Genomic DNA, 16,862 nt, shown 5'->3' on the forward strand with positions numbered 1-16,862 from the left:
AGGTATAGGTATAGGTATAGCAGCAATCTTAGGCGTAAAAAATAGTCTGTGTAAAATTTAAACTTCAAGTCCTATGCTTTAGGACATCTCTGTACGTACTTAATGCGTTAGATAAGCATAAAAATAAAATTTAAGTTAGCAGCGTCTTTATCTTTCCTGAAGTATTAGCGCTCAACTTAGACCTAAAGAAAAAGCTATTTAAAATTCTTTAGTCCGAAGCGGGATCGTTATACTTAGATGTTTTCTTTGTCCCACTCAATAAGACATTTTTCATAAGCATCTTCATCGGGATCGATAAAGTCTTCATACTCCTGCTCTTGATATTTAGCATTAATTTGCGTCCTAATCTTCATCATATACTCTGCTCTTTTTGCTGCAAGCACAGCTATCCTATAGCTTATTTGGGCATTATTGAATAATGAAACAGCATACGTAACCAGCGCCAATGAAAAAGCGATAAAAAACACAGATACATCAAAATAAGTTGCTATAGAAAATAGAAATAAGCTAAATACAATCATAATTAAAGCTCTTAGCAAGCTATAGGCTGCGTCTAACTTAATATTCACAACCCTATTTGTATCATGTGCTGCTGTAACAACTTTTGAGTGATAAATAGCTTTCTTTGCATATTGCTTATCTCTTAGAGATACAGAAAGCTGAGAACATAATTGAAGGACTTTTGGAGTTAACACATTCGCCATTACAGAAATAATGAGAGAAAGTATTGTAGATACAACTAAAAAAATAGGCTCTTTTATAACTTCTATAATATCCATAGATTTAGCTCCAATATAAAAAAATATAGGTGTTTAATGTCATACATACACAAAGTAATTGAAGTATTATAATTATAGTTCACCATATTTTTTATAGTCATAAACACATAGTAAACGCCTATAATCTGTATCTTTTTTATTTTTAAAACCCAATAAATAAACCTCTATGTCAGCCAAATCGAGCTTATCATGCCAAATCGACCAAATTATTGCATTCACCTTATTAGCACGCGATATATTATCATCTTCCATAATACTTTCAGCAGATGTATGTATTGACTCTACATTAGAGCTGAGTGTATTTAGGTATGTTTTTAACTTAGCTAGCTGCTGAACTTTTAAAATTGGAGCTTTATTTATTTCAGGGCATACTTTATGAAAACCAAAAATTGGAAACCACTGAGTAGATGCTATCTTGATTTCGTTTATTAGCTTTAAGAGTTGGTTATTAGCCTCATCAATAATACTAAAATAGTTACTCATCATTCCTGAAGAGTCCTGATGGGTATAAGTTATTGACCTACTGGAACCGATTGCTAGTATTTTTTCGTTATTATTTAATGAATCTAAATCCTCAGTAATGCTTACCTGAATACTCCCTCCTGAATAAATCTCCTTTACTATACTTTGTACTTTTCGAATATCCATCGCAGAAACAGGTAAATTTAAATCTGACAAAGCTTTATAAATCTCAATAAAATCATCCGTTTTGACTTTGTTAATACGGATAGTAGCGTACCCCTCAAGATCAATATCATGTTCACAAATTTCATGTGATACAGAACCTTCTTCATACTCGACCAAAAGAAAGTTATTACGAATTCTTTCAGCATCCTCAGAGTTCGGTTCTACATAGGTAAAAATAGTCTTCAATAGACTTTTAATGTTTTCATCACCTATCCCATACCCTAAAAAAATAATTGGGTTATGAATGAAAATGGATAGTAGCTGGGCTCTTATTAATTCATATTTTGCATTAAATTTATAATAATCATCTTCTGAAATTATCACTTTAGATGGTGCTGTATGACAGCCATGTATTTTATAAACAGAGCCATATGGGTTGCTTAATAAAATGTCATTACCAACTAAAGGCTGAAAATCAAATATATCCTCAACAAGACAGTCATAATTAGTTGTTATAACAGAACCAATATTTTTACGTATTTTTTTAAATTCAGCTACTTCGGCCAGTTTAGAGTCACGGTAATCAAGTTTACTAAGTAATTGAGATATGTATATTTTGAAACGACTTAAGTTATTGTCTTTTATCATTTCTTCATAAAAAATATCATTGATCTGTTTGAATTTTCCATTTCGATCCTGACTTAAAGTATAATTAAACGCCTCTTCTACTTTCGAAGCAATTATAGAATAATCGTACTTTCCTTCATCTTGACACTGAGATTTTATATCTAAATAAAATTCCACATCCCCTGTCAACTCAGTAACAATATGTTTTAACAAGCCATCCCATGTGTATGAGTTGTTTAGATATCGAAGACTTACTCCGGTGCCAATAAATAAAACTGGATGATTTCGATATTGACTTATAAATGTGCGTATATCCAAGCGAACCTCTAATATTAATTATTCTGAGATATTTGAAATTAATCAAATAAGCTCTGCTCTTTGGGGTTTTGAATGACATCTTCTGATACGGATAGTAAAATATTATTAACAAAAGAATAATCATTTTTATTTTTCAAATAGATGATTCGATCTAATTGGTTAGGAAGACATCTCATAAATCGAGCAATTTCGTCATTACTGCCTGTTAAAATAAAATTATTTGCTTGAGTCTTTGATTCATTATTTTCTAAATCAGTAGTGCTTTGACCTGCAACTACTAGATGCCTTCCAAGCTTAATAGCTTCACGAGAAGCATGTAAACTCCCACCTTTTAGGTCACTTTGGACTAAGACCACTGCATTAGACAAAGCAGCTTGGATCTTATCTCTTTGAACTAATTGAGCAGGTCTTACTGTTACTCCGTATGGGTATTCAGATACTAAGGCACCATTTGAGCGAAGAATTTCATCTGCTAGACCTCTATTTTTTGCAGGGTAAACGGTATCCAAACCATGAGCAAGAACTGCTATGGTAATTCCATTAGCATCTAAAGTACTTTGGTGTGCAATCGTATCGATTCCAATAGCTAAGCCACTTAAAATACCCCACCCCTCTTGGGTAAACCAAGTAGTGATTCTCTTAGCTATAATATTGCCATGAGTAGTCGGCTCTCTAGTACCGATTACTGCTACTTTTTTTGAATTAACAGCTTCAAGAGAACCTGCGATAAATAAAATAGCAGGTCTTACCTCTAGTTTTTTCAATATTTCAGGGTAGATATTATCAAGAGGAGATATTATGTAATGCCCTCTTTTGTAAGCTTCATCAACCTGCTTTTGAGCAAACGTCCTAGCTTGCTCTATATCTTCTAATGAGTATTGTTTTTTAAGATAGACTTTTTTTAGTATCTCTTCGAGATCCAGCTTCAGAATATCCTCATTTAACAGTCGATTTAATGATTGTTGACCAACTCCCTTCAAAGAGCTCAGACACAAAAGCTTAAATGTAAATAATGATACTTCCAAAATATAGTTACCTATTCTCTTTATACTGACAGTGTTTCGCTGCTTCACCTTCGTGCGCTAAGTATTTTCCATATTGACTGCTTTTTAACACTAATTCTTTCGCACACCTTGGGCAGTCCTTTATAGTTATACCTTTAGCGTGATTACAAGGTATTGGTTCTTGATAACCAGTACAAGCCCAAAATTTTATTCCATACTTATTTGTAAGGCATCTCATAGGTCTATTACATCTATCACACGTCTCAGTGTCACCTATTGGATGTACCGTTTTCGCTAAACAAAGCCCGAGCACCTTCTCAGCTTCTTCGACTTCAAGTAGTGAGATTGCTCTTTTAAATGTAGCACCGGTCGTAACTACATCATCCAATATAATAATCTTCGCCCCTTTAAGCTTGCCTTTATACTTCTGATTGAGATGCAACTGCCCATTTACAGCTACCTGTCTCTCTCTTCTGCCGTTCACAGTTTTTAAGCTAATTGCATTCTCAGAAAATTGAAATATATCGTCAATAAAATGATAATCTAGTCCTGATTTCTCATGAATACGCCTTAGCATACGTTCTAGTCTTTTGTTCTTTAGCTGCTTTGCGGGGATTACAGTAACTATATCTACGCCTTCGTTATTTCTATATAGATATTGCGGTATTCTTTGTAATGCAAAAACAAATGTATCGACCCAATACTTTGGAGCCTCAAAATTTGAGTTTTGTTCTTTTGACTGAATATCGATAGATAGTTTATGACTAGCAGCTAGATTAGCTGTTATTTTAGATTTAGTACTAAAATAACGACCAAAAGTGATAATTTGGATATTTCTTCTTCCAGGCATCACTACTTGGGCTTCTAGATTTATCGGACAAAAATAAAACTCTCTTCCAATCTGGAAATATAAATTAGTATTATCAGAAGCCGATTCTGCCAATAATCTTATATTTTCAATTGAATCTATTTCCTTTAATAAAGCTTTTGTGCATATAACACATGCTGGCATTTGAGGAATTTTAGTATCAGCCCAAGTTGGAGCAATAGGTATGACATGCGAGGAATAGGCAGCATCAATATCGACTTGGTGATCACCTATGTATAAAACAGATTCAGGTTTAGATATTGATAAACGCTCTAACGCTAGATTAATGCCAAGCGGTGAAGGCTTTATATTCGGCCTAACGTCATCATAGTACACAATCACAGAGAAATAGCCGAATAGTTCAAAGTAATTCAGTACCTCATCTGCATACCATTTAGGTGAATTTGTTACTATTCCAAGCGGTATGCCTTTTCGAGATAATCCTTCAATTAAAGTGAGAATATTCTTACATAATTGAGTCGATGGCAATAACCTCCTGAGAGCTCTTATATCTCTAGTTTCTCTGGCACTTTTTAGATGTGAAGAAAAAACTAAAGTATCATCTAGATCAAATAGTACAGCTGAAATTTTACCCATAACAATCCTTATTAATGAAATACATTCCTGTATTATGGCAATGTATCACTATATTCAAGAATTAAATAATAAAATTATCAACTTACAAAAACTCCCATGACTTCCATTGAATGCATTTGGCAGGCGCTAAATTAACAGTAATGCGTTGATCAGGGAAACCAAATTGAGAGTTTTCAAGTGCACTGCGCACCCTGTCTTTTGACTCTTTTACTGAGGCCTCAGGAAGGCCCACAATATGAAATGCAGGTAGACCCGTTCCTAAATGAACCTCAACAATAACCTCAGGGGCATTAATACCCACCTGTGCACGAGAATATATACGAGCTAATGACATTCCTTATCCTAATCAGTCCTATGATTAGATAAGTTTAGTCAGGATATTTAAAAACGTGTAATGTGATTTTCCACTTTATTGCTGAAAAACGCAGGAGTAATGTCATCAACATCGCCAATACCATCGCCAGCTCGGTCACAAATGAAAAATACACACTGAGCGTATATACAATACCACCCGCAATACAGGTAATAGCATATAGCTCGCCTTTTAATAACATAGGAATTTCTCGGGCAAGAACATCGCGTATTAAGCCTCCAAAGCAGGCGGTTATTACCCCCATAATAATTGCTGTCATTTCTGGCATACCTGCAAGCAATGCTTTTTGCGTGCCCATTACAGCAAAAAACGCCAAACCGAATGCATCTGCTATTTGCAATGTGTAGTACGGAATTGATTTTTGCTTATTAATAAGCCGAGACGTAATAAGCACTGCGGCTAAAATAGCGAAAAAATAACTCTGGTCATGCAACCAAAATACCGGCACATCTAAAATAACATCACGCACCGTTCCCCCACCAATAGCGGTCACTGTTGCTAATACTACAACCCCAAAGCCATCCATTTTTTTCTCGTAGGCCACTAATGTGCCTGAAATAGCAAACACGGCGATACCGATTAAATCAAACCAGTGGTAAAGTTCTGTCATGTAAAAGTGCGCTTAAAAATATTTCAGCCGTTTTAACATACCCAGCACGGGGTGTTAAGTAATAAAAAACTTAAAATGATTAGTATAAGTAAATGGGGTAAATGTAATCACAGCTTTGTTATTAGGAATCACTGAATTTCTGGCATAAAAAATACGCTTTAGGCGTGTTGCTTTACTATAACTTTTTATTTCAGTGGTTGCGGGAGCCGGATTTGAACCGACGACCTTTGCTGGCTAATGAAGAGTTGAGACCGACGAGCTACCCATTTCACTAAATTTCAGGCATAAAAAAACACGCTTTAGGCGTGTTGCTTTACTATAACTTTTTATTTCAGTGGTTGCGGGAGCCGGATTTGAACCGACGACCTTCGGGTTATGAGCCCGACGAGCTACCAGGCTGCTCCATCCCGCGCCTGAAATATGCATACTTATTTAACGTTGCTTACATTACAACGTGGCGTCCAATTTAAAAATTGGTTGCGGGAGCCGGATTTGAACCGACGACCTTTGCTGGCTAATGAAGAGCTGAGACCGACAAGCTTTTCCTTAACTAACATTCTACAGTAACCTCAATCCTCTACAGAAAATTGGTTGCGGGAGCCGGATTTGAACCGACGACCTTCGGGTTATGAGCCCGACGAGCTACCAGGCTGCTCCATCCCGCGCCTGTATATTTAAAGTCTATCGACTACTTAATTTTATCTCTTAAGTTAGAGTTTACAGTAACCAAGTTTTATAAAAATTGGTTGCGGGAGCCGGATTTGAACCGACGACCTTCGGGTTATGAGCCCGACGAGCTACCAGGCTGCTCCATCCCGCGCCTGTAATTTCTTTAAAACATTTTCGTAATATTTACGAGCCTGCCTTGAAGAGAGCGCTACTATATAGGAATAAACTTATAATGCAAGGCTTTAACTACTTAAAACTGTTCAAGTGAACAAAAAGCAATCAAAACCTATTCTATACTCGCTCGTTGGTGAGGAGTAATCATTTTTTGAAACTCCCAATCAGGATGGCCCATTACAATAAAATCTGGGTTTTCAGTGCTCTCGCGTTGGTTATACGTTAAAGGGTTAAACTCTGCATCGGTAATGCAACCGCCCGCTTCTTCTACAATAACTTGTGAAGCCCCTGTATCCCACTCACCCGTTGGGCCTATTCTTAAAAAGCAGTCCGCTTTACCTTCAGCAACAATACATGCTTTTAACGAGCACGAACCAACCGCAATGGTTGTAAATTGGCTATTTAAGTATTGGCTCACCGACTCAATTTTCTGACGGCGACTTACCGCTAGCGTTAAACTTTCAGGCGGAGCTACGTATATTTGTGTGTCGCTCTTTTCTTCACGCTTAAAAGCACCATTTTTTGCACTCGCAAAATACGTAATACCTTTTGACGGCCAATGAATAACACCCAGTACAGGGTGGTTATTTTCAATAAGCGCAATGTTTACAGCAAAATCACCACTTTCTAAAATAAACTCACCAGTGCCATCCATGGGGTCAAGTAACCAATAACGCTGCCAATCTTGCCTGTCGGCTAATGCAGGGATAGGCGTTTCTTCCGACATGATTGGAATATCAGGCGCAAGTGCCTTTAAGCCTGCAACAAGCACATCATTTGCAGCTAAATCGGCCTTAGTTACTGGTGTGTGGTCTGATTTTTCTTGTTGGCCAATATCATCTTTTTTGTATATAGCCATAATGGCATCGCCTGCACGTTCGGCTAATTCAATACAAGGTTCTAATAATTTATTCATCGGCAGCTCCAGATGCTAAGTACTTATCTAATAATAGCAAAGCGGCAACACTTCGTGCTTCGGTAAAATCATCTTGCTCTAATAATGACTGCCATTGCGTTAATGGCCACTTAACAACAACTAAAGGCTCAGGCTCATCGCCAAGGAGCGTTTGCGGATATAATTGCTTAGCAAATAAAATGTGCATAGTGGCATTAAAATAACTGGGTGCCATGGTCACTGTTTTTAATGGTTTAAAAAAGTCTGCGCCAAAACCTACTTCTTCTTTAAGTTCTCTATTAGCAGCTTGCTCTGGCGTTTCGCCTGGGTCAATAAGTCCTTTAGGAAAACCTAGCTGGTAGTCATTGGTGCCAGCGCAATACTCACGCACTAGCAGCATTTCGTTATCGGCCGTTATAGGCACAATCATTACAGCACCCCTGCCACCACCTCGAATACGTTCATACTGACGCTCTTCGTCATTCGAGAATTTTAGCTCTAAAGATTCCACAGTAAATAGGCGACTTTTAGCGACAACATTATTACTTAGGATTTGAGGAGGTGTTGGATGCTTTTTCTGTGTCATTGGCGTTAATTTGCTATCATGGCAGTTGTGCTTAATCATAAACTTTTCACAGGGAAAAGCCCATGCTAAATTGGTCAAAAATCGATACCGTTTTACTTGATATGGACGGAACACTTCTCGATTTACATTATGACAGCCATTTTTGGTTAACTGTTCTTCCACAACAACATGCCTTAGCCAAAAATATAAGCTTGAGCGAAGCAAAAGAAGATATTTTTAAACGCTACCAAGCTGTAAGTGGCCAAATTGAGTGGTACTGCTTAGATTATTGGGAAGATCAGCTTAAATTACCAATTATGGATCTAAAACGAGAAACACAGCACCTTATAAAAGTACGTGATGACGTGCCCTATTTTTTGACGGAGCTTAAAAAAGCAGGAAAAGAACTTATATTGCTTACCAACGCGCATCCTGAAAACGTCATGATGAAATTTGAACACACCGCAATCGATAATTATTTAGATGGTGTAGTGTCGACGCATGAATATGGCGTAAGTAAAGAGCAGCAAAGTTTATGGCACCAAGTACAAAACGATTTAGGGTTTAACAAAACACGTACTTTGTTTGTTGACGACAGCGTAGCTGTATTAAATGCCGCAAAAGAATACGGCATTGGACACTTACTTGCAGTTGCCAACCCCGACAGCCAGCAACCACACAACGAAATAGCCGATTACTTAAATGTAACCGACTATCGTACTATTATTTAGCTTTTTGGGTAACGTGCCTCAAGGCCTTGGTAAACTAACTTTGCAAAGTCTGCATGTTCGGTATCAAGGCTTTTAACCACTTCAACCAAGTGTTCGTTATCTTCTTGGCCGTTCCATACTTTAATGTAGCTACCATCTTTATAACCATGGTCTTGGCGGAAAAAATTTAAGGTGTTTTTACCGACGTAACCACGGTATAAATCGTCAATATCCATGCCCATTTGTGCCATACAACCGGCAAAGGCTGCTGCATTAAACGCTTTATCTGCAACTGCAGATGCCGCAAGTATTTCTAACGTTTGTTTGAAGTCGTCCGCTTGCTGTACTTGGCTCAACTCACTTTCTAATTGCTTTGCTAAGTCTTGATAGCTTGTTTTACCGTCAATACGTAGCGACAAACCAAAGTGAAAAATATCAACTAATTCTAAAATAACTTGCTCGGTATCGGGTGTTTGTTTTTTCCACCACTTCCAGCCATGATGATCTAGCATTTCGGCACACTCAACCCAAATAGCGCGATACCATTCAAACCCTTGTTTAAACCATTGCTCATGCACTTTTGTATTCATGGCGTTTTGCATTTCTAGCATGACTACTAGCTTATTTAAATTGGCAGACATATCAATTCCTGTCGTTTTTAGTTGTTTTAATAATACAGAGAAAGCGCTGTTTTTGCATTTGCTATGTCTGTTTTAATTATTTTATCGATTACTGGTAAACTCATACCACGACTCGATTAAATCAATAAAGTCTTCAAAACCACATCCACTGCTTAAGTCGTTTTCTTCAAGCATTAAATCGTCATCTTGATAGGCAATTAAGTCTTCGCTGTCTTGGTGCAGTGCATGCGCTTCAAATAAGGCTTCATCTTTAGATAAAATTAAATCTATTTCTTGGCCTTTTAAAGTCACAGGCTCAAAACTCGTTTTTACCGACGCAATAAGTGCTTGCACCATAGCCACTTTGTCTTTGCCAATTTCTTCGTTTAACCAACGGCCAATGATTGCATGCTCGCTGCTTATTTTAATGCGCAGCCCACTAATAGGGTCGCGAATAAATTGATATTCCATAACTATTACTTATTAAACGCTAATAACGCGATTATACCCATAAATTAGCTTTAACGCCGACCCTAAAAAGCAAAATAGCGCCATTAGGCGCTATTTTTATAAAACGTTTAAATACCTAACTTCGTGAGCGGTATCGTGCCGCATCTATTATCGACCATAAGTAAATAATAGGCACTAATACAAAACCAACGAGTACATATATAAGTGCGTAACTTATGACAATAGCTAGCGCAAAAAATATAGCTGCTAAAATACGCCCTTGTACTAATTGCCCTAAACCAGGAAAAAATATATTACACAACGCAGCAATTACATTACCGCCAGACCCTTGATCAGCCATACTCACCTCTGTAGTTAATTAATTTTAAATTTTAGTTATTTACTTACTATCACACTTTATGCCAATTTATTAAAGCTTAAAAATCAGTTAGTTAAATTACGACTCTCTAATTGCTTTGGTATTTTTTACTAAATATAGGTCAATTTGATTATTTTTATTATTAATTTTAGTCACTTATCGATACTAAAACTAGCCAGCTGATTGGTTTTAGAGGTTATTTTTAGAATAGCTGTTCATAAAAACAGTATTTTATTTAGCCTAACAAAAACACCTGTTATACTGCCCTCAATATTGATTAAAAAGGCGTAACGATGGACGTTTCAGAATTACTCGATGGCTTAAATGACAAACAACGCGATGCCGTTGCAGCCCCATTACAAAACATGCTGGTATTGGCGGGTGCTGGGTCTGGTAAAACACGAGTGTTAGTTCATCGTATTGCGTGGCTTATGCAGGTTGAACAAGCCTCTGCTTATAGTATTTTTGCGGTAACCTTTACCAATAAAGCGGCTAAAGAAATGCGCACTCGTGTTGAAGAAACCTTAAAAGCACCGGTCGGTGGCATGTGGATTGGTACTTTCCACGGTTTATCACATCGAATTTTACGCGCTCATCACCGTGAAGCTAACTTACCAGAAGCCTTTCAAATTTTAGACTCTGACGACCAACTCCGTATGATCAAGCGCTTATTAAAATCAATGAATATTGATGATAAAAAGTGGCCAGCTAAACAGTTTGGCTGGTACATAAGCGCTAAAAAAGACGAAGCACTTCGTCCTAAAGATATTCAAGCGTATGATATAAACGAGCAAATGATGCTGCGTGTATATGCCGCCTATCAAGAAGCGTGTGACAGGGCTGGTTTGGTCGATTTTGCTGAAATACTCCTACGTAGCTATGAGGTGCTTAAAAATAACCCTACGCTACTTCGCCACTACCAACAGCGCTTTGCGCATATGCTGGTAGACGAATTCCAAGATACCAATACCATTCAATACGCATGGTTAAAGCTGCTCGCAGGCGATACGCAAAGTATTATGATTGTGGGCGATGATGACCAAAGTATTTATGGCTGGCGCGGCGCTAAAATAGAAAATATAAAACGTTTTTTAACTGACTTTGACGCCGAAACTATTCGCCTTGAACAAAACTACCGCTCAACCGCAACTATTCTTAAAGCATCTAATGCGCTTATAAAAAATAACTCAGAGCGCATGGGTAAAAGCTTATGGACCGATGGCAACGAGGGCGAGCCTATATCAATTTACGCCGCCTTTAACGAGCTAGACGAAGCCCGCTTTGTAAGCAGTAAATTACGTAGCTGGTTAAATGCCGGTAACGCGTTACAAGACGCCGCCATTTTATACCGTAGTAATGCGCAATCTCGTGTACTTGAAGAAGCCATGCTACAAGAAGGATTAAAGTACCGTATTTACGGTGGTATGCGATTCTTCGAGCGTCAAGAAATTAAAGATGCGCTATCGTACTTACGCTTAGTCGGTAATCGCCAGGACGACGCCGCATTTGAACGAGTAATTAATACCCCTGCACGTGGTATTGGCGACAAAACTTTAAGTCATATACGCGACTGCGCCCGTGCTGAGTCACTTCCGTTATGGTACGCAGCGAAAGCTATTGTTGAACAACAGCACTTATCGGGCAGAGCAGCCGGCGCTGTTAGCAAATTTGTTGAGCTGGTTGAGCACATTGAAGACAAAATTAGCGACCTTACATTACAAGAGCAAGCTAAGTATGCAATTCAAACGTCTGGCCTTATGGCTATGTATCAGGCAGAAAAGGGCGAAAAAGGTCGTGCTCGTGTAGAAAACTTAGAAGAGCTTATAAGCGCATGCGATCAGTACGAACTCCCTGAAGAAGAAGAGTTTAGCTCACCACTACAAGGCTTTTTAGCCTATACCTCGCTTGAGTCTGGTGAAGGGCAAGCTGATGAGCACGAAGATGCCGTGCAAATGATGACTCTGCATTCAGCTAAGGGCCTAGAATTCCCGCTTGTATTTATGGTGGGCGTGGAAGAAGGTATGTTTCCATCGCAACAAAGTAATGAAGAGTCTGGTCGATTAGAAGAAGAACGTCGCCTATGTTACGTAGGTATGACCCGCGCTATGGATAAATTATACATTAGCCACGCCGAAAGCCGCCGCCTATACGGACAAGAGAAATACCATAGCCCTTCACGTTTTTTACGCGAAATTCCTGAGGACTGCGTTGAAGAAATTCGTATCAAAACGCAAGTTTCGCGACCACCGGCAGCAGGACGCTTTAGTGCATCAGTCAGCCATGCCGCCTTTGAAGACAGCGGCTTTAATTTAGGCCAACGTGTACTGCATGCTAAGTTTGGTATTGGCACGGTTCTTAACTATGAAGGCAGCGGCGCGCAATCGCGTGTACAGGTAAACTTTGATGACTTAGGCAGCAAATGGTTAGTAACGGCTTATGCACGATTACAAGCTGTATAAAGCTCACGTAAACACGTTAGAAAAAACACTGGTTGGCGCTTATCATCGCCAACTTGTGCTCATTACTGGCAGTACCGCTTGGTGCTACAAGCTATTAGGTGAATTACTTCAAACTGAAAATACACTCGTCGTTTCTAAAAATACCTCATTAAATAACGCGCAGTGGCCTAATCGTACCCATCAAATTTTAGGGCAAGAATATTCACACGCCGTATACGATGGCTTTAGTGGCTTACACCCTGATATATTGGCTGCCATTGCAGGTACGGTAAAAGCAGGCGGTATATTATATTTACTGCTACCAGAATTAAGCGAGCTTTCAACTTGGCCAGATCCTGCGCTAAGCACAGTGCAGTCTCACGGGTATAAAGTAAGCTATAGCTTCTTTAATGAACGCATTGCCCGCGTTATACAATCGTTACCCGCTTTTCATTTCAGTGAATTACATGGCTGTACACGTAATATCACTAGCGAAAGCTCTACCAATAAAATAGATTTTGAACCGCAACAGCATTGTGTAGAAAATATAATTAAAGTGGCTCATGGTCGCGCTAATCGCCCTTTACTTATTAATGCCGATAGAGGCCGTGGTAAATCTGCAGCGCTTGGACTTGCTGCTGCAAAACTTATAGATAAAAAAATACTACTTTGCAGCACACAATTTAAAGCCACTCATAGTAGCTTTAAACATTTAAGCAATGAGTTAAACATCCCCTTCGAAAGTCAAAGTAAGCAACTTGCCAATTTACAGTATATTGCTCCAGATTCATTATTAAGCTCGTTGCCAGAGTGTGATTTATTACTTGTTGACGAGGCAGCTGCAATACCTGTTCCTCTGTTGTTCAAAATGCTTAAGCATTATCCGCGTATTGTATTTGCAAGCACTTTAGTAGGCTATGAGGGCAATGGTAGGGGTTATACAATTAGGTTTAGTCAGTATGTTAAAGCAAAGTACAAAGCCGCTAATATTGTCACACTTGATGCACCGTTAAGGTTTGCAAAAGCCGATCCTTTAGAACGCCATATACGCACTTTGCTCGCACTCGAAGCACAGTACGAAGAAACTCAACGCAATGGCTTAAATAACCTAGTCCACAGTGAAATTACTCAACACCAACTCACAAACAACGAGCCGTTACTTGAGCAGGTTATCGCATTACTTTCCTTAGCACATTATCAAAGTAGCGTTAATGATTTACGCCAGCTACTTGATGCGCCTGCGCAACGATTATTCATAACCCAGATAAATAACCAATTAGTGGGAGTGTGTTTAATCTCTATAGAGGGCGGATTAACCACAGAGCTTACTGAGCAAGTACTAAAAGGTGAACGCCGCCCTCAAGGGCATTTAATGGCACAGACTCTCTCGCAGCTAAGCAATGATCCCCAGTGCCTTACTCAATTCTCTGCCCGCGTAGTAAGAATTGCTGTTGCTCCTAACCTTCACAGTCAAGGGCTAGGTAAAGCGCTACTGAGTTACTGCGAATCAAAAGTAAGTAATGAGTGTTATTGGTTTGGAGCTAGTTTTGGCGCCACCTATGAGCTATTAAAATTTTGGCAAAGCCAAGGATTTAGTACCATAAAACTTGGTTATCAAAAAGATAAAAGCACTGGCGAGCACTCAGCACTCGTTGTGAAGTATTTAAACAACAATACAAGTACGGTGAAACAATTAAAAGCTGATTTTCAAAACGATATATTTTATGCCTTACTCACACACTTTAAGCACCTTGACTGGCAGCTTGTAAGTGTACTTATTGCCCCGTTTACAAATAAGCCTATAAGTACAGATACGCAAAAACGTATAGCACGACAACTTAATAGTCATTCTTCTCGATTTAGTATTTCGCCCACTATTTGGCAAGTTATCACTGAGATGCCCTCAATCATTAATCTCTTAACACAAAGCGATAAGCAATTATTAATTAAGTTAATTTTGCAAAATGAAAGCGATAAAAATCTTATTGAGCAATTAAAGATCCAAGGTAAAAAAGAGCTTGAAACACACTTTAAACAAGCAGTGTTAAAACTAACTAAAGCTATTAAATAATCAGCCTCCTTAATACAGTGATTAATTAACATAGTTACTTAAGCTATTTGGTGGATTTGTTCTATTATTAATAGATTGATGGGTAAATTAAGATAAAGGCATGGAATTAATAAACTTTAAAGTGGGCTGCAAAACCATTTCACTAAAAATACTTGATATTTTATTAACCGAGCGCTTTGATAATAACCTCACAACACTACCAAACAACAACAAAAGCTTTATTGGTGTTAAAGATTATATGGATATCCCTACTCCAGTTTTCGATTTAGGGATTATTTTAAATAATATATCAACGGAGCAAAGCAACAAGCATATTTTAAAACAGCTAAGATCATGGCAAGACAAACAAACTAGCTGGTTCAATACACTAGAAAAGAACCTCTTAACTCAATCAGAAACATTAACTATTAATGAAACTGAGCTTCAAGACTTTATTATTTTTTACCAAGAGTTTAATACCGACAACCCTGATTTAAAGCTTACTATGTCTCGCTTTAATGAACCTTTCGAATCATTACTCGTACAAGCTAAACAAGCAGTCACTGCTCACAAGCAAGGTGAACATAAGCAGGTAAACAACTTACTCAGTAAAATAAAAAGTAGCAGTATTGCTCAGTTAGAGAGGCTGTTTGAATCTGCAAAAGAGCAAATTACTTTAGATTACAAACCAATAATTGTATTCACAACAAAAGACGGTATAAATCCTCATGTGGGGCTACTCGTCGATAAAGTGGAAGACAGCCTAGATTATAAAAAAGAAGACATCAAACCTTTAGATAAGCTAACTGATATAGGCTTTGATATAGACCCACAAACTAAAGGTATGATGCGAGGCCTAATAAAAATGGCCGAAAACCATAGTGTGCTTATCGATCCTAGTGTCATATTTAAACCTGCTGCGCTGCAAGAAGAAACCGAAAAAACAGAAGCATATGGCTTATTTTAAACACAAAAAAAGCCGAGAGAGGCTCGGCTTTTAAATAAGGTTTACTATGCTAAACAGTTGTAATAATGTCTTCTAACGCTAGACGCGCTTTTGGTAAACCATGGTTCCAGTCTTCATCGGTATTAGGGTAACCCATAGCTAGCGCAACTTCACAAATGTGTCCATCAAGCTCAGCGCTAAACTTTTCACCAATTAAGTCTGGGTCTACACCCTCCATAGGTGTAGAAGCTATGTTTAAACGCGCTAGAGTATGCATTATATTACCTAGTGCTAAATAAACTTGTGCTTTAGTCCAACTACCGTTGTAGCCATTTTCATCTGTGTTCATTTCAGCAAATGCATATGCACCCATAAAGTTATCACGCATATCTGCTGGTAGGTGGCCTGAGCTTACCTCTACGTCAACACGCTTCGAAAACTTCTCTTTAATGAACTCAGGGTCATAAGCAAGTAAAAGCGTGTGAGATGCCTCTTTAGCATGGTGTTGATTAAACTGGTGCTTGTTAGCGAATGTATCGTGAAAACGGTTATTACCTTCTTCACTCTCTACTAGAACAAATTTCCAAGGTTGAGAATTGATTGAAGAAGCCGACAGACGAATAGCTTCTTTAATTACTTCCAGATCTTCTGTAGAAATACGTTTTGATGCATCATATTGCTTTGCAGTGTATCTATTATGTAAGTCTTTAATAATTTGGTGAGACATGCTTTTCTCCGTCTTAATGTAAGTATGTAAATACAAGATGGAGCTAGTTTAATTGCTTAATGAGCATTTGATAATTAGCAATAAAGTTAAAAGACTTTATAAATAAAATTGATAATAGATAAACCATATCTCTCGACTAATTGATCTAACTTAAACGAATATTACTGTATTAGCCGGCTAAAATATTGAGTGATTTTAGTGTGATTAAACATACTTTGTTCACAAAGAGGCACTTCGCTTAAGAGACTCTACGCTTTAGAAAAGAAAGTGCTTAATTTTACTTTTCTATAGACGTAAAAAAGCCCGGCTCTTTAGAGTCGGGCTTTCTTGTATTTGAAGTCGGTGCGCTACGCAGTAGAATGTCGTGGTGCCCACAGCGGTGGAGAGTCACATAGCAAATGGGATACTATCATTGGTCGGGGCTCGCCTTCGAGCT

15 protein-coding genes, 3 tRNA genes and 1 pseudogene are annotated in these 16,862 nt (G+C 38.2%); 4 read left to right on the plus strand and 15 right to left on the minus strand.

Annotated elements, in window-relative coordinates:
- Positions 1–233: 233 nt before the first annotated feature.
- The 11 genes and pseudogenes from CWB62_RS14150 to nudE form a co-directional block, all read right to left on the minus strand.
- Positions 234–779: a hypothetical protein gene (locus tag CWB62_RS14150; RefSeq protein WP_138531041.1), complete on the minus strand. Its 546-nt coding sequence runs from the start codon at positions 777–779 to the stop codon at positions 234–236.
- 72 nt (positions 780–851) lie between these two features.
- Complete coding sequence (locus CWB62_RS14155) at positions 852–2,246, minus strand: SIR2 family NAD-dependent protein deacylase (protein ID WP_212746527.1); 1,395 nt, start codon at positions 2,244–2,246, stop codon at positions 852–854.
- Between the two features lie 143 nt (positions 2,247–2,389).
- Positions 2,390–3,376, minus strand: a complete 987-nt coding sequence (locus CWB62_RS14160; protein ID WP_212746526.1) for a DNA-processing protein DprA — start codon at positions 3,374–3,376, stop codon at positions 2,390–2,392.
- 7 nt (positions 3,377–3,383) lie between these two features.
- Positions 3,384–4,820 carry an HAD-IA family hydrolase gene (locus CWB62_RS14165; RefSeq protein ID WP_138531045.1) on the minus strand — a complete coding sequence of 479 codons (1,437 nt, stop codon included), beginning with the start codon at positions 4,818–4,820 and terminating at the stop codon, positions 3,384–3,386.
- A 118-nt stretch (positions 4,821–4,938) separates the two neighbouring features.
- Positions 4,939–5,154: pseudogene (locus tag CWB62_RS14170) on the minus strand (magnesium chelatase domain-containing protein); the annotation flags it as partial.
- A gap of 34 nt (positions 5,155–5,188) precedes the next feature.
- Entirely contained in the window at positions 5,189–5,803 is a 615-nt protein-coding gene (locus CWB62_RS14175) for a trimeric intracellular cation channel family protein (RefSeq protein ID WP_058405904.1), read from the minus strand.
- 335 nt (positions 5,804–6,138) lie between these two features.
- Positions 6,139–6,215, minus strand: a tRNA-Met gene (locus tag CWB62_RS14180).
- Between the two features lie 176 nt (positions 6,216–6,391).
- Positions 6,392–6,468: transfer RNA gene (locus tag CWB62_RS14185), tRNA-Met, on the minus strand.
- Between the two features lie 78 nt (positions 6,469–6,546).
- Positions 6,547–6,623: transfer RNA gene (locus CWB62_RS14190), tRNA-Met, on the minus strand.
- A 135-nt stretch (positions 6,624–6,758) separates the two neighbouring features.
- On the minus strand, positions 6,759–7,562 hold the full coding sequence (gene cysQ, locus CWB62_RS14195; protein ID WP_058405903.1) for a 3'(2'),5'-bisphosphate nucleotidase CysQ: 804 nt from the start codon (positions 7,560–7,562) through the stop codon (positions 6,759–6,761).
- The gene (gene nudE / locus CWB62_RS14200) at positions 7,555–8,127 is read right to left on the minus strand and encodes an ADP compounds hydrolase NudE (RefSeq protein ID WP_033025975.1); all 573 of its coding nucleotides are present in this window, start codon (positions 8,125–8,127) and stop codon (positions 7,555–7,557) included. The genes cysQ and nudE overlap by 8 nt, the downstream gene beginning before the upstream one ends.
- Before the next feature lie 62 nt (positions 8,128–8,189).
- On the opposite strand from nudE, the gene yrfG reads away from it, so the two are divergent.
- Positions 8,190–8,837: a GMP/IMP nucleotidase gene (gene yrfG, locus CWB62_RS14205; protein WP_010557632.1), complete on the plus strand. Its 648-nt coding sequence runs from the start codon at positions 8,190–8,192 to the stop codon at positions 8,835–8,837.
- Here yrfG and CWB62_RS14210 read toward each other — a convergent pair.
- The 3 genes from CWB62_RS14210 to CWB62_RS14220 form a co-directional block, all read right to left on the minus strand.
- Positions 8,834–9,457 (minus strand): dUTP diphosphatase, encoded by a 624-nt coding sequence (locus tag CWB62_RS14210; protein ID WP_058405902.1) that lies wholly within the window; start codon positions 9,455–9,457, stop codon positions 8,834–8,836. The genes yrfG and CWB62_RS14210 overlap by 4 nt on opposite strands.
- An 81-nt stretch (positions 9,458–9,538) precedes the next feature.
- Positions 9,539–9,907, minus strand: coding sequence for a YacL family protein (locus tag CWB62_RS14215; protein ID WP_058405901.1), 369 nt, complete (start codon positions 9,905–9,907; stop codon positions 9,539–9,541).
- A 115-nt stretch (positions 9,908–10,022) separates the two neighbouring features.
- Positions 10,023–10,247 (minus strand): hypothetical protein, encoded by a 225-nt coding sequence (locus tag CWB62_RS14220; protein WP_006791382.1) that lies wholly within the window; start codon positions 10,245–10,247, stop codon positions 10,023–10,025.
- Between the two features lie 311 nt (positions 10,248–10,558).
- On the opposite strand from CWB62_RS14220, the gene uvrD reads away from it, so the two are divergent.
- The 3 genes from uvrD (at position 10,559) to CWB62_RS14235 (ending at position 15,720) form a co-directional block, all read left to right on the plus strand.
- On the plus strand, positions 10,559–12,724 hold the full coding sequence (uvrD, locus tag CWB62_RS14225; RefSeq protein WP_058405900.1) for a DNA helicase II: 2,166 nt from the start codon (positions 10,559–10,561) through the stop codon (positions 12,722–12,724).
- Positions 12,702–14,774: a GNAT family N-acetyltransferase gene (locus CWB62_RS14230; RefSeq protein ID WP_058405899.1), complete on the plus strand. Its 2,073-nt coding sequence runs from the start codon at positions 12,702–12,704 to the stop codon at positions 14,772–14,774. Before uvrD ends, CWB62_RS14230 begins: the two co-directional genes overlap by 23 nt.
- Before the next feature lie 100 nt (positions 14,775–14,874).
- On the plus strand, positions 14,875–15,720 hold the full coding sequence (locus CWB62_RS14235) for a hypothetical protein (RefSeq protein ID WP_058405898.1): 846 nt from the start codon (positions 14,875–14,877) through the stop codon (positions 15,718–15,720).
- 49 nt (positions 15,721–15,769) lie between these two features.
- Here CWB62_RS14235 and CWB62_RS14240 read toward each other — a convergent pair whose 3' ends face one another.
- Positions 15,770–16,426 carry an NAD(P)H-dependent oxidoreductase gene (locus CWB62_RS14240; protein ID WP_138529895.1) on the minus strand — a complete coding sequence of 219 codons (657 nt, stop codon included), beginning with the start codon at positions 16,424–16,426 and terminating at the stop codon, positions 15,770–15,772.
- Positions 16,427–16,862: the final 436 nt, after the last annotated feature.

This window comes from Pseudoalteromonas sp. S408, assembly GCF_005886645.1.
In the GTDB taxonomy this organism is placed as follows: Bacteria; Pseudomonadota; Gammaproteobacteria; order Enterobacterales; family Alteromonadaceae; genus Pseudoalteromonas.

Bases quoted from the DNA above. Each gene is read 5' to 3' on its own strand.
- CWB62_RS14230 (WP_058405899.1), top strand. From the start codon at position 12,702: ATGCACGATTACAAGCTGTATAAAGCTCACGTAAACACGTTAGAAAAA.
- CWB62_RS14165 (WP_138531045.1), bottom strand. From the start codon at position 4,820: ATGGGTAAAATTTCAGCTGTACTATTTGATCTAGATGATACTTTAGTT.
- CWB62_RS14215 (WP_058405901.1), bottom strand. From the start codon at position 9,907: ATGGAATATCAATTTATTCGCGACCCTATTAGTGGGCTGCGCATTAAA.
- uvrD (WP_058405900.1), top strand. From the start codon at position 10,559: ATGGACGTTTCAGAATTACTCGATGGCTTAAATGACAAACAACGCGAT.
- nudE (WP_033025975.1), bottom strand. From the start codon at position 8,127: ATGACACAGAAAAAGCATCCAACACCTCCTCAAATCCTAAGTAATAAT.
- CWB62_RS14235 (WP_058405898.1), top strand. From the start codon at position 14,875: ATGGAATTAATAAACTTTAAAGTGGGCTGCAAAACCATTTCACTAAAA.
- CWB62_RS14210 (WP_058405902.1), bottom strand. From the start codon at position 9,457: ATGTCTGCCAATTTAAATAAGCTAGTAGTCATGCTAGAAATGCAAAAC.
- yrfG (WP_010557632.1), top strand. From the start codon at position 8,190: ATGCTAAATTGGTCAAAAATCGATACCGTTTTACTTGATATGGACGGA.
- CWB62_RS14240 (WP_138529895.1), bottom strand. From the start codon at position 16,426: ATGTCTCACCAAATTATTAAAGACTTACATAATAGATACACTGCAAAG.
- CWB62_RS14220 (WP_006791382.1), bottom strand. From the start codon at position 10,247: ATGGCTGATCAAGGGTCTGGCGGTAATGTAATTGCTGCGTTGTGTAAT.
- CWB62_RS14175 (WP_058405904.1), bottom strand. From the start codon at position 5,803: ATGACAGAACTTTACCACTGGTTTGATTTAATCGGTATCGCCGTGTTT.
- cysQ (WP_058405903.1), bottom strand. From the start codon at position 7,562: ATGAATAAATTATTAGAACCTTGTATTGAATTAGCCGAACGTGCAGGC.
- CWB62_RS14150 (WP_138531041.1), bottom strand. From the start codon at position 779: ATGGATATTATAGAAGTTATAAAAGAGCCTATTTTTTTAGTTGTATCT.